The organism is Bradyrhizobium sp. AUGA SZCCT0169, from assembly GCF_018130085.1.
GTDB lineage: Bacteria > Pseudomonadota > Alphaproteobacteria > Rhizobiales > Xanthobacteraceae > Bradyrhizobium.
The window spans coordinates 1-13,086 of sequence record NZ_JAFCMC010000046.1 but is presented as its reverse complement, the minus strand read 5'-3'; the positions used below and the strand labels follow the sequence as shown (position 1 = coordinate 13,086).

At 64.3% G+C, this 13,086-nt stretch carries 10 protein-coding genes; 6 read left to right on the top strand and 4 right to left on the bottom strand.

All coding sequences use genetic code 11. The features are described from left to right. The first annotated feature begins 248 nt into the window (after positions 1–248). From JQ609_RS31430 to JQ609_RS31415, 4 genes are all read left to right on the top strand, one after another. Complete coding sequence (locus JQ609_RS31430) at positions 249–998, top strand: ABC transporter ATP-binding protein (protein ID WP_211999308.1); 750 nt, start codon at positions 249–251, stop codon at positions 996–998. After that, entirely contained in the window at positions 995–2,518 is a 1,524-nt protein-coding gene (locus JQ609_RS31425; protein WP_212276556.1) for a permease, read from the top strand. The genes JQ609_RS31430 and JQ609_RS31425 overlap by 4 nt, the downstream gene beginning before the upstream one ends. A 216-nt stretch (positions 2,519–2,734) precedes the next feature. After that, positions 2,735–3,793, top strand: a complete 1,059-nt coding sequence (locus JQ609_RS31420) for a toxic anion resistance protein (RefSeq protein ID WP_212276555.1) — start codon at positions 2,735–2,737, stop codon at positions 3,791–3,793. A gap of 102 nt (positions 3,794–3,895) precedes the next feature. Then, a complete protein-coding gene (locus JQ609_RS31415; RefSeq protein WP_249128635.1) occupies positions 3,896–4,534 on the top strand; it encodes a 5-bromo-4-chloroindolyl phosphate hydrolysis family protein in 639 nt (212 codons plus the stop codon). Between the two features lie 83 nt (positions 4,535–4,617). Here the strand turns inward: JQ609_RS31415 and JQ609_RS31410 are convergent, their stop codons facing one another. Then, positions 4,618–5,502: an alpha/beta fold hydrolase gene (locus tag JQ609_RS31410; protein WP_409411214.1), complete on the bottom strand. Its 885-nt coding sequence runs from the start codon at positions 5,500–5,502 to the stop codon at positions 4,618–4,620. Between the two features lie 221 nt (positions 5,503–5,723). Here JQ609_RS31410 and JQ609_RS31405 point away from each other — a divergent pair, with 221 nt between their 5' ends. Further along, the gene (locus JQ609_RS31405) at positions 5,724–6,539 is read left to right on the top strand and encodes an MBL fold metallo-hydrolase (RefSeq protein WP_212209405.1); all 816 of its coding nucleotides are present in this window, start codon (positions 5,724–5,726) and stop codon (positions 6,537–6,539) included. 42 nt (positions 6,540–6,581) lie between these two features. After that, complete coding sequence (locus JQ609_RS31400) at positions 6,582–7,634, top strand: amidohydrolase (protein WP_212276552.1); 1,053 nt, start codon at positions 6,582–6,584, stop codon at positions 7,632–7,634. Positions 7,635–7,658: 24 nt separating this feature from the next. On the opposite strand, the gene JQ609_RS31395 is transcribed toward JQ609_RS31400, so the two are convergent. Genes JQ609_RS31395 through JQ609_RS31385 form a run of 3 tightly spaced genes read right to left on the bottom strand, consistent with a single transcriptional unit; the run spans position 7,659 to position 12,461 of the window. Beyond that, positions 7,659–8,915, bottom strand: coding sequence for an aminopeptidase (locus tag JQ609_RS31395; RefSeq protein WP_212276551.1), 1,257 nt, complete (start codon positions 8,913–8,915; stop codon positions 7,659–7,661). Between the two features lie 54 nt (positions 8,916–8,969). Next, positions 8,970–10,331, bottom strand: coding sequence for an adenylosuccinate lyase family protein (locus JQ609_RS31390; protein WP_212276550.1), 1,362 nt, complete (start codon positions 10,329–10,331; stop codon positions 8,970–8,972). A 60-nt stretch (positions 10,332–10,391) separates the two neighbouring features. Further along, a complete protein-coding gene (locus tag JQ609_RS31385) occupies positions 10,392–12,461 on the bottom strand; it encodes a DEAD/DEAH box helicase (RefSeq protein WP_212276549.1) in 2,070 nt (689 codons plus the stop codon). Between the last annotated feature and the right edge of the window lie 625 nt (positions 12,462–13,086).

Genomic DNA, 13,086 nt, shown 5'->3' with positions numbered 1-13,086 from the left:
GCTGAAGGCCACATATGTCCGTCCCCATTGAGACCAAAGCGCCGACGACTGTCAACAGAGCGCTGGTTGCGACCCGCGTTAACAATTGCGCAGAAATGCCGCAGGGCGGAAGTTGGCTTCGAAGTCGCCTTGGAAGTTGCCTTGGAAGCGTTCATATCGGCGCGATTTGGGGTCTTCGATTCACCGCACCGAAAGTTCTTGGGTCCATGGTTCGCGGCGACACATGAAACCCGGACCGTCCCGACCTCATGAACCCCGATGTATCAGCGCTACAGGTGCGAGGGTTAACGAAGCGTTTTGACCGCCCGGCGGTCGATGCCCTCGATCTCACCGTCCACCGCGGCGAATTCTACGCCCTGCTCGGCCCCAATGGTGCCGGCAAGACCACGACGTTGCGCATGGTGGCCGGGCTGTTGCGGCCCGATGCCGGCGCTGTCTCTATATTGGGCATCGATGCACTCGCCGATCCCGTCGCCGCCAAGCAGATCATGGCGTGGGTGTCGGACGAGCCGATGATTTATGACAAGCTGACGCCACTGGAATATCTCGAATTCGTTGCCGGCCTCTGGGGCGTCGATGCTTCGATTGCCGAATCCTCCGCGCAGGATCTGCTGGTGTCGCTCGGGCTTCAGCCGCATCTGCACGAACGCTGCGAAGGCTTTTCGAAAGGTATGCGCCAGAAGGTGGCGTTGGCCGGTGCACTGGTCCATGACCCCCGCCTGATCATCCTCGATGAACCGCTCACCGGCCTCGACGCGCTGTCCGCGCGTCACGTCAAGGGATTGTTGCAGGCACGCGTCCGCGCCGGCTGCACCGTGATCATGACGACGCATATTCTCGAAGTCGCCGAACGGATGGCCGACCGGATCGGCGTCATCGCCGCGGGCCGGCTGGTGGCCGAAGGCACGCTCACCGAATTGCGCCAGCAGAACGGCCGTAACGACACCAGCCTCGAAGACATGTTCATTGCACTCGTCGACACCGACGCGGCCGCATGAGTTCGGCCGCTGATCTCACCTGGTTTGCCCGGCACGAAATCCGGCTGGCGTGGCGCGAATGGCTCGCCATGATGACGGGCGCGCGGCGAAAACGAACGCGCGCCGTGATCGGGCTGCTCGTGCTCGCCGCCTTCCTGCATCTGCCGGCCTATGCGGTGATCGGCCGCTTTGCCGATCTGCAGGCTCCGCTCGACAAGCCGACGCTGATCGTCATGTCAGCAACGATCTTCCTGGCCTGGGCCCTGATGCTGTCGCAGGCGATCGAATCGGTGACGCGGGTGTTCTATGCGCGCGCCGACCTCGATTTGATCATGTCGTCGCCGGTCAGGCTGACCAACATCTTCTCGGTGCGGATCGCGGCAATCGCACTCTCGGTCACGGCCATGGCGCTGCTGTTGTCGAGCCCTTTCGTCGACGTTCTCGTGATCGGCGGCGGCATCAGGTGGTTTTCGGCGTTTGGCGTCGTCATCGCCATTGGCCTGTCGGCCGCGGCGGTTGCGATCGCAATCACGGTATTATTGTTTCGCTTGATCGGCCCGAGCCGGACGCGGCTCGCCGCGCAAATTCTCGCCGCCGTCATCGGGGCGGGTTTTGTCATCGCGCTCCAGGTCGCCGCGATCCTCTCCTACGGCACGCTGTCGCGGTTCACGGTGCTGACGTCGGACGCCGCGGCGGCCTACGCCCCCGATTTCGACAGTCCGCTGTGGTGGCCGGCGCGCGCCGCGATCGGGGACGGCGAAATGCTCTCGCTTCTGCTGGCCGGCAGCCTCGTGCTGCTCGGCAGCGTGATGGCGGTCTTCTCGCCGAAATTTGCCGGCACCGTCGTCAGCGCCGCCGCGACCGCAACGACAACCCGACGCGGGTCGCGGACGACCTCGTTTCGCCGCGGTTCGCGGCAAGCCGCGCTGCGCTGGAAGGAGTTCATGCTGCTGCGGCGCGATCCCTGGCTGGTGTCGCAGAGCCTGATGCAATTGCTTTATCTGGTGCCGCCGGCGCTGATGCTGTGGCGCAGCTTCTCCGATAGCTCGGCCGCGACCGTCCTGATCACGCCCGTGATCGTGATGGCGGCCGGCCAGCTCGCCGGAGGTCTCGCCTGGCTGACGATTTCAGGCGAGGACGCGGCAGATCTGGTCGCGACCGCCCCGATGCCGCCCGGCAGCGTGATCAGGGCCAAGGTCGAAGTGGTGATGATCGCGATCGGCGTCATCTTCGCTCCCTTGGTGGCTGCACTGGCCTTGGCCTCGCCCGTGCAGGCAGCGGTCACCGCCATCTTCGTCGTCATCGCCACCGTGTCGGCGGCCGCGATCCAGCTGTGGTTTCGCGTCCAGGCCAAGCGCAGCCAGTTTCGCCGCCGCCAGACCTCGTCACGGATCGCGACATTTGCCGAGGCGTTCTGCTCGATCGGATGGGCGGCGACCGCGATCCTCGCCGTCACAATCCCGATCGCCGCCCTCATCAGCGGCGCCATGACCGCGCTGATGCTGGCCGGGACGTGGAAGATCAGCCCGCGAAGGGATTGATGCGGAAGCGTCCGGCATTCAGCCGTGAACCTCGGCAGACCGAGCCCCGACAAAGCGATATCCTATTGAAGTTGAGGACAGATTTCCGGCAAGCCTGATTGGGCTGGGAGGCCACGCCGCCGTCATCGATTCGTTTGGCTGGCTGGGTTATCTTGCCGAAGCACGACCGCGGCACCATGTGGCACCCCGGGAATGGCACACAGGAGAGGAAGCGCGATGAGCGAAGCCATCAATGTCCCGGCGGTCATGGTGGACGCGACCGCGGTTGCGCGGATCAAGTCGGAGATCGACATCTCCGATCGGTCGCGCATCGTTACCTTCGGCGATCGCGCGCAGCGATCGGTCGTTGAGTTCGCGGACCGCATCCTCGCCCAAACCCAGAACCGGGAGCTCGGGACGACAGGCAAATTGTTGTCGGACATCCTGGGCAAGGCGCGCGGGCTCGATCCGGCGACGCTCAAGGACAGCGGCTTTTTCACGCGCCTGTTCTCCTCGATGGAATCGCGCTTGCGGCGGTTCTCCGAACAATTCGGCGACGTCGCCTCCCAGATCGACCGCGTCTGCGTCGAACTCGACCGCAACAAGGAAACCTTGCGGCGCGATATCGCCGTGCTGGACGAACTGCACGAACAAAGCAAGGCATCGCTCGGCGACCTCGATTCGCATATCGCCGCCGGCAAGACCTTTGCCGAGGATTTTCGCCGCGGCCGGCTGGTCGAACTGGAGCAGGCCGTGAAGGCAGCCGGAGAAGGCAGCGACGCCTTGCTGGCGGCGCAAACCTATCAGGATGCCGCGCAGGCGCTCGACCGGCTCGAGAAGCGCGTCTTCTATCTGCAGCAGGCGCGCCAGATCGGCATTCAACAGTTGCCGCAGATCCGTATCGTGCAGTCCGGCGACGAGACCCTGATCGAGAACCTGCAGGCGACGACCGAACTGACGATCCCGGTCTGGAAGCAGAAGATGATCCTGCTGCTCGGCCTTACCCGCCAGAAGTCCGCGCTCGACTTGCAGAAGACCGTCACCGACGCCACCAACGAGATGATGAAACAGGCCTCGGAGATGATGAAGACCCAGGCAATCGAGATCGAAAAGCAGTCACAGCGCGGCATCATCGATATCGCGACGCTGGAGAAAACCAATAGCGATCTGGTCGACACGATTTCGGGCGTCCTCAACGTCCAGGCAGAAGGCCGCAAGAAACGCGCCGAGATCGAGCAGCGGATGGCGCAACTGACCGACGAGTTGAAATCAGCGATGTCCAAGTCGACGACATGAAGTCCGCGATGCGACGTTGCCTTGCCGGCCTGCGGTTGGCGCTGGCGCTTGGCGCTTCGCGCGGTGCGAGGTTATAAGGGAATGCTATCAGGCTTTTCAGCCATGAACTGGATCGCGGGCGGCGCCGCGGCCGCCGTCCTGCTGCCGGTGCTGGCGATCGGCGCCGGCATGCCATTCTGGGTCGCCTGCATCGTCAGCCTGGCGGCGGGCGGCGGGCTGGTGACGGCGTTTTCGCCGCGCAAACCGTTCGAGAGGCTGGACGCCAGCGGGGCCGCGCGAGGCAGAATCGAATTCGCGCGGGAACTGCTGACCGATGCCGAGCCGCTGGCGGTGCGGCTGGAGGTCGCCGTGAGTTCGATCGGCACGCCTGAGGTCGCCGACCGCGTGCGCCATCTGGCGCGGGTTTCCCGCGAGATCTTCGCGGGTGTCGAAGATGACCCGCTGCGCGTCGACCTGGTGCGGCGCTTCCTCACCTATTATTTGCCGCGGGCGGCCGAACTCGCCGAGGCCTACGCGCTGCTTGAGAAGGGCGGCATGCGCGACTTGGTGCGGATCACCACGACGGCTGAACTGATCGACCGGCTCGATGTCGCGTTCACCCAATACGCGAGGAATTTGCAGAGTGCCGACCTCGGCAATCTGGATATTGAGCTCAAGCTGCTGAAGAGCTCACTCGACGACGACCTCGGGCCACCGCAGCAACTCGGCGCTCCCTCGGGTCCAGGGAAGGGGGGAGCCTGATGGCTAGATTCGATCGATTGGCGTCGGCGTAGCCAGCTACTGCTTCTCCAACTTCGCTCGTTCGATCACGTCGCTGCTCTGGCCTACGCCCTGATCAATTCCAGCACCGCCGCCGCAAACGCCTCGGGCTCTTCCTGCGGCAAATTATGCCCGGCGCGCGGCACCACCCGATGAACCCGGCGGCCGGCGAACTTCGGCGCGCTCTTGCTGCCGTCGGTGGCCGGGCTCACGCCATCCCCGTCGCCGTCGAGCGTAATGGTCGGCACCACAATCGCGGGCTGCGCCGCCAACCGGCGCTGCAGATCGGCATATTGCGGATCACCCTCGGCAAGGCCGTAGCGATGGCGATAGCTGTGGATCACCACCTCGACATAGTCAGGATTGTCGTGCGCGATCGCCGTCCGCTCGAAGCAGGCGTCGTCGAACTGCCAGTTCGGCGACCATTGCTGCCATAATAGCTTGGCGATCCCGCGCCGGTCGGCGGCAAGGCCGGCGCGGCCACGCTCGAGCTGGAAGTAATACTGATACCAGAGCGCCACTTCGCGGTCCGGCCGCGCCGGCACCATCGCGTTGGCGATATCCTGGATGTTGTAGCCGTTGACCGACACCAGGCCGATGCAGCGCTCCGGCCAGAGTGCCGCGCCGATACAGGCGGCGCGGCCGCCCCAATCATAGCCCGCGAACACCGCGCGCTTGATGCCGAGCGCATCCATCAGCGCCATCAAGTCCGCGCCCAATGCCGCCTGCTCGCCCGACCGCCGCGTGGCCTTGTCGCGAAACCGGGTCGGCCCATAGCCGCGCAGATAGGGAACGATGACGCGGCACCCTTCGGCGGCAAGCTGCGGCGCCACGTCCACATAGGTGTGAATGTCGTAAGGGAAGCCGTGCATCAGCATGACGACCGGCCCATCCGCCGGACCCGCCTCGTAATAGGCGATCTTGAGCACGCCGGCATCTATGCTGCGCAGCGGTTCCAGCCGCCTCGAAGATGGTGCGCGTGGGGTCTTTTTGGCTGGCGTGGAGGCTTGTTCGGTCAAGGCGTCACTCCGTTGTGGCATCCGGCCACACGGTATCGCCTAACGCCGGTGAAGCAAATGTGGCACGGGAGCTGTGCGCGATTGACATCATGACGGGCGCTGAATTCGGCGATACAGTATGCCAGCGGCCGTCGCCGCATACGGGTCATGCCATGCTGCGATCGCTCGTGCTTGCCACTGCCTTTCTCGGTTCGCTGATCGTTCCTGCGACCGCGCAATCGCCGCTCCGCAGTGAATGCCTGGCGATGGCCAACGCCCCGCCGTGGGCTGTGCCGGTCAGCCTCCGCCGCACCGCCGCCAAGGTGGAAGAAGTCGCGATCACCTATGTCGGTCATTCCACCTATTACATCGACACGCCCGGCGGGGTGCGGATCGGCACCGATTTCAACGGCTACTACCAGACCGGGCGGCTGCCCGACGTCGTCACCATGAACCGGGCGCATTCGACGCATTTCACGCTGTTTCCCGACCCCAAGATCAAGCATGTGCTGCACGGCTGGGGTGAGAAGGGGCAGCCTGCGCTGGTCGGCCTGCGCGTCGATGATGTCTATATCCGCAACGTGACCACCGACATCCGCCGCTACTACGGCGATGGCGCCGGCGGCGAGATGATCCGGGACGGCAACTCGATCTTCATCTTCGAGGTCGCCGGCCTCTGCATCGGCCATCTCGGCCATCTGCATCACAAGCTCGACGACAGCCATTTCGCGGCGATCGGCCGGCTCGACATCGTGATGGTCCCGATCGACGGCACCTTCACGATGTCGCTCGACGGCGTCTCCGAAATCACCAAGCGCCTGCGCGCCTCCGTGGTGCTGCCGATGCATCGTTTTGCGACCCCGCTCGACGAATTCATGCGGCTGATCGGCAAGCAGTTCGAGATCGACCAGCGCACCCAGCGAACCCTGAAGATTTCGCGGGAAACGCTGCCCACCACGCCGACGGTGATCATTCTCGACGGGGTGTGAGCCGGCACGACAACGATAATAAGAATCAGGGAGCGACCATCCATGGCCGTCAGCACTGCACCCGCCTCGAAGAGCGGGCTCTATGCCGATCCGCGCGAAGACTGGCTGGCGCAACACACCGAGGCGATCATCGACCCCGACCGCCCGATCGTCGACCCCCACCATCATCTCTGGGACCGCGGCGGACAGCGCTACTTGATCGAGGAGATGGCGGCCGATGTCGCCTCCGGCCACAACATCATCGCGACCGTCTATGTCGATTGCCGTTCTATGTACCGCGCCAGTGGGCCCGAGGCGTTCCGGCCGGTCGGCGAAGTAGAATTCGCCAACGGCGTTGCCGCGATGGCGGCGAGCGGCGGCTACGGCAAGGCCGCGATCTGCGCCGGCATCGTCAGCCACGTCAATCTGCTGCTTGGCGAAGGCGCCAGGCCGGTGCTGGAAGCGGAGATCGTCGCCGGCAATGGCCGCTTCCGCGGCATCCGGCATTCCGCGGCGTGGGATGCCGATCCCGATGTCGCCGGCATGTATGCGACGCGGCCGAAGGGCCTGCTGCTCGACGCAACCTTTCGCAAGGGGTTCGCCTGTCTCGCCCCGCTCGACCTCAGTTTCGAAGGCTGGCTGTTTCATCCGCAGATCGGCGAACTCACCGATCTTGCCCGCGCTTTCCCGGACACTAGGATCGTGCTCGATCATTGCGGCGGCCCGATCGGCATCGGCAGTTACGCGGGCCGGCGCGAGGAGATCTTTCCGATCTGGAAGGCCTCGATCCAGGAGATCGCCAGATGTCCCAATGTCGTGGTCAAGCTCGGCGGGCTTGCGATGGCCCTGCTCGGCTATGACTTCCATCTGCGGCCGAAGCCGCCGACTTCGGAACAGGCCGCTGCTGCGTGGCGCCCTTATATAGAGACGTGCATCGAAGCCTTTGGACCCAGCCGCTGCATGTTCGAGAGCAATTTTCCGCCCGATAAAGGCCAGTGCAGCTACCAGGTGATCTTCAACGCCTTCAAGCGCCTCGCCGCGCAGTACAGCGAGGCCGAGAAGACGGCGATGTTTTCCAGGACGGCGACGGACTTTTACAGGTTGCAGCTGACCTAGCTCACGGCCGGCGTGAGCGCCTGCTCACGCCCATTCGCCCTTGCGGAACACCGGGACGCTGCTTCCGTCGGTGTGAATGCCGTCGATGTCGGTCTCGGCCGAGCCGATCATCCAGTCGATATGAATGAGGCTCTTGTTGCCGCCTTGCGCCGCGATCTGCTGCGGCGTCAGCTTGTCGCCGCCGACGAAACATTTCGAGTAGCATTGGCCGAGCGCGATGTGCGAGGCGGCGTTCTCGTCGAACAGCGTGTTGAAGAACAGCAATCCACTCTTCGAGATCGGCGAGGAGTGCGGCACCAGCGCCACTTCGCCGAGGCGGGCGGCGCCCTCATCGGTATCGAGCACCTTCTTCAGCACTTCCTCGCCGCGCGACGCCTTTGCGTCGACGATGCGGCCTTCCTCGAACCGCACCGCGATGTTGTCGATCAGGGTACCCTGATAGGACAGCGGCTTGGAGCTGACGACATGCCCGCTGACGCGCCGGCAGTGCGGCGTGGTGAAGACTTCCTCGGTCGGGATATTGGCGTTGCAGGTGATGCCGTTTTTGGCCGTCGAGGCGCCGCCCTCCCATTCATGGCCGTCGGCGAGACCGATCGTCAGATCCGTTCCCGGCCCCGAATATTTCAGCGCGTGGAAGCGCTGGCCGTTCAGCCACTGCGTGCGCTCGCGCAGCACAGCGTTGTGTTTTTCCCACGCCGCGACCGCGCCGTCCTGATCGACGCGCGAGGCCGCAAAAATCGCGTCCGCCAGTTTGGCTACCGCGACATCCTCGGCAACGTCGGGAAATACCTGCTTCGCCCATGCCGGGCTCGGATAGGCGATGATGTTCCAGTTGGTTTCGAAATTGACGATCTTTTCCAGCGCCGGCTGATAGGCCATCGAATTGGCTTTGCTGGCGCGCGCCACCTTGGTCGGATCCTCGCCCGACAGCAGCATCGGATTGTCACCGACGATCGCCAGCCGCGCGGTGTTATTGCCGAACGCCTTCGCCATGCCCTCATAGAGCCAGCCGGCCGCGCGATCGAACCCGTTATTGTGGCCGTAGCGATAGCGCGACAGCGTGATCTCTTCGTCGGAGAGGAACGGCGTCACCAGGCCCGCACCGGCCTTGTAGGCATGCTCGGCAATTTTTCGAACCAGCGGCAGCGCCACCGACGGCGCGGTCAAAAGCAGGTCCTGGCCCGGCTGCAACTGCAGGCCGACCTTCACGGCGACCTCGGCAAGGCGGTCGAGCTTCACGGGATCGATCGGTGTCGAAAAATTACGTTCGTGTGCGGTCATGACGGGCCCTCAAATCAATCGTTGCTACAGAGATAGGCGAACCGGCTGGTTCCTTCAACGCTTCGACGCCGCCAATACGCGATCGACCATCTCGGGCGCGAGGCCGAGATAGTTCTTCGGCGAGGTCAGGCGGTCGATGGTCGCGCGGTCGATGCGCGAGGAAACGCGCGGATCCACGGACAGCGCATCGGCCAGCGTCATGCCTTTGTCATTGGCGACACGGCAGGCGTCATAAACGACGTCGTGCGCCTCCTGCCGGCCGATGTCCGGAGCAAGCCCCATCATCACGGCTTCGGCGACGATCAACCCGCGGCTGATGTCGAGATTGTCAGCCATCTTCTTCTCGTCCACGATCAGGCCGCCCAGCGCGAATTTGGCCTGATGCAGCGCGCCCGCGGTGAGCACAAAGCTTTCCGGGATCGCCATCCATTCGGCATGCCATGGCCCGGTGGCGCGCTCGAAATCCTGCACCATCGCGTCCAGCATCAAACCGGCGTGCTGGCGCACGCCCTTGGCCGCCGCCAGCATCAGTTCGGATGAAATCGGGTTGCGTTTCTGCGGCATGGTCGAGGACGCGCCGCGGCCTTTCACGAACGGCTCGTAGAGTTCGGCGAATTCGGTCGAGGCCATGATCATGATGTCGAGCGCGATCTTGCCGAGCGAGCCCGTGATGAGACCGAAGAAATTGATCACTTCCGCAAGGCCGTCGCGCGCGACATGCCAGGTCGAGACGGGCACGCCAAGCCCGAGTTCCTCGCACAGCGCTTTTTGAACCTCAAAGCCCTTGTCGCCGAGCGAGGCCAGCGTGCCGGCGGCGCCTGCGAACTGGCCGACAAGGACGCGCGGCTTCAATTGCGCGAGGCGTTCGGCGTGGCGGTCGAACATCGCGAGATAAATCGCGGTCTTGTAGCCGAACGTCACCGGCAGCGCCTGCTGCAGATGGGTGCGTCCCGCCATCGGTGTGTCGCGATAGCGCCTGGAGAGATCGGCGAGGATGCCGCGCAGGGCGGCGATGTCGGCCTCGATGATCTCGAGCCCGGCGCGGACCTGCAGCACCACGGCGGTATCCATGATGTCCTGCGTGGTGGCGCCCCAATGCACGTAGCGGCCGGCATCGCCGCATTGTTTTGCCATCTGGTGCACCAGCGGCAGGATCGGATAGCCGACGATATCGGTCTCGCTGCGCAGCAGGTCGAAATCGAACGCCGAGACGTCGGTTCGCTCAGCGATTTCCTCGGCGGCTTGCGCCGGGATCACGCCGCAGCGCGCCTCGGCCTTGGCCAGCGCGATCTCGACTTCGGCGTAGCGCGAGATCAGGCTGAAATCCGAAAACACGTCCCGCATCGCCGGCGTGCCGAAGGCGTCGCGGAACAGGATGGAGTCGAGGACGGTGGTCGAGGTCGGAAAGGCGGGCATGTCGTTTCCTTCGAATCGCGCCTCAAGGATGCCGGACGCTCAGACCATCGTCACGCCCCCTCAGTCGCGGAATTTCTTCTTTTTCTTCTTTCCGAATGCGGGCTTCGCAGCGCCGGCATGTTTCGGCTTGGCGGCATAAGCAGGCTTCTCCCGGAACGGCCGCTTTTTGTCGTAACGCCTTTCCTTGTCGAATCCAGGCGCTTTTTCGCTGCGAGGCTTGTCTTCATACGGCTTGCTGTCGCGGGATTTGCCGCCGGGCGGCTTGTTGCCCCAGGACTTTTCATCACGGGACTTTTCATCACGGGGTTTTTCGTCGTGAGGCTTGTCTTCACGAGGCTTGTCCCAGGGCTTTGCTTCCCGCGGCTTGTCTTGCCACGGCTTGCCGTGCGGCCTCGGCGCCCTCTCCTCACGCTCGCGCGCAGGCGGACGCTTCTCGGCCGCGGGCTCGCCCTGCGGGCCCTCGGGCAAGGGCTCGATGCGAATATTGTCTTCCTTGTCGGGACGGCGGAGGTTGCCGACAAATTTGTCGGCGGCGCGCGCGGAAATTTCGAACTCGGTCGTCGTGTCCATGACGCGGATGGCGCCGATGTCTGTTTTGTCGATGCCGCCGCGGCGGCAGATCATCGGCAACAGCCAGCGCGCCTCGGCATTCTTGCGGCTGCCGATCGAGGCGCGGAACCAGACGCTGTTCTCGCCCATGACGTGGCGCGCCGACGGCTTTTTCGACTTGGATCGTGGACCGGCGCCACGGTCGTCACCGCGCGGCGCACGACTATCTCTTTCACGGCCGCGATCCTCGCGGCCCCGGCTGCGATGTTCGCCGGGATCGATGATGTCTTCCGGCGAGGGCAGCCGTGAGCGATAGAGCCGCGCCAGTGCCGCGGCGATATCCTCGGCCGAGCGCTCGGCGAGCAGGGCCTGCGCCAGCATCAAATCCTCGGGCGTAGTTTCTTCGGCGAACAGCGCATCCTTCAGCATGCGCTCTTGATCGAGCTTGCGGATTTCATCGGCCTGCGGCGCCGTGCCCCAGATCGCATCGATGCCGGCCAGGTTCAGCAGCACTTCGGCGCGCCGCTTGCGCGCCGGCGGCACCAATAGAACGCTAACCCCCTTGCGGCCGGCACGGCCGGTGCGGCCGGAGCGATGCTGCATGACTTCAGGATCGTTCGGAATATCGGCGTGGATGACGAGATCGAGGTTCGGCAGATCGATGCCGCGCGCGGCCACATCAGTCGCGACGCAAACGCGGGCGCGTCCGTCGCGCAGCGCCTGCAGCGCGTGGGTGCGCTCGTTCTGGGTCAATTCGCCGGACAGCGCCACGACCGAAAAACCGCGCTCCGACAACGTTGCCTGCAGATGCCGCACCGCTTCGCGGGTGTTGCAGAACACCAGAGCGCTCGGCGATTCGAAGAAGCGCAGGGTGTTGACGACCGCATGGTCGACGTCGCCGGGCGCGATCCGGATGGCGCGGTAATCGATGTCGGCATGACCGCCTTCGTCGCCGCCAACCTCGATGCGGAAAGCTTCCTGCTGATATTCCTTGGCCAGGGCGATGATGACGCGCGGCAGGGTCGCCGAGAACAATAGGGTGCGGCGGGTCTCCGGCGTGGTCTCGAGGATGAATTCCATATCCTCGCGAAAACCGAGATCGAGCATTTCGTCGGCCTCGTCGAGCACGACGGCCTTCAGTTCGGAAATATCCAGCCTGTTGCGCCTCAAATGATCGCACAGCCGCCCCGGGGTACCGACCACGATGTGGGCGCCGGCCGCGAGCTCGCGCTGTTCACGGCGCGGATCCATGCCGCCGACGCAGGAAACCACGCGCGCATCGGCGTATTGATAGAGCCAGGCGAGTTCGCGATGGACCTGCAGCGCCAGCTCGCGCGTCGGTGCGACGATCAGGGCAAGCGGTGCGCCGGCCCGCTCGAACCGCTCGGCATCGCCGAGCAGTTCGGCTGATATGGCGAGGCCATAGGCGACGGTTTTGCCGGAGCCGGTCTGCGCCGACACCAGCAGGTCGCGGCCGGCAGCGTCATTTGCCAGCACGGCGGTCTGGACCGGCGTCAGGGAATCGAAATTGCGCTCGGCCAGGGCTCGGGCGAGCGGCGGACTTGTGGTCAGGGATGTCACGAGATCAGAACCTTAATGGGCGCAGCTGCGCCGGAAAGCCGAATAAAGCCTCGAACCATACGATCGAGGCTGCCGGCTGGAGGATGCGCGGGTCCGATGACCCGAACGATTTGAATGAGATAGGCACCCTTTAGGCCATTCGCAGCCAAAGCGCCATGGAATGTTGGTGGAGGCTGCATTGCGTCGTTAACGCCGGGGCTATGGTGTTGATATTGCAGCGATATCCCGTCGTCCCGGCCTTGAGCCGGGACCCATACCGCGTGATCTCTCGATGAGGTTCGGTAGCCGAGACCATCCGCAAAACTTCTTCCTGTGATTATGGGTCCCCCGATGCGCAATTGCGCATCTGTGGTCAAGGCCGGGACGACGGCGTTCTTTGTTGCTGCACTGAACACTGAACACACCTTCGCAATCTCGCGACGCACTGCGCCCGAGCTTTGCCAGAAACTTCCCGCCCTCTCATGAGAGGGCGCAAGGAAGACCGGGTGCGCGCTGCACCCGCGGTCCCGTGTGCGGTTAGCACAAGAAATGCTGCACACGAGCATACAGGGCAGCGGAGAACACCCGGCCTTCCCTGCGCAATGGCTTTACGGCTTATGCCGTGCTCTCCCCGGAGACGAGTTCT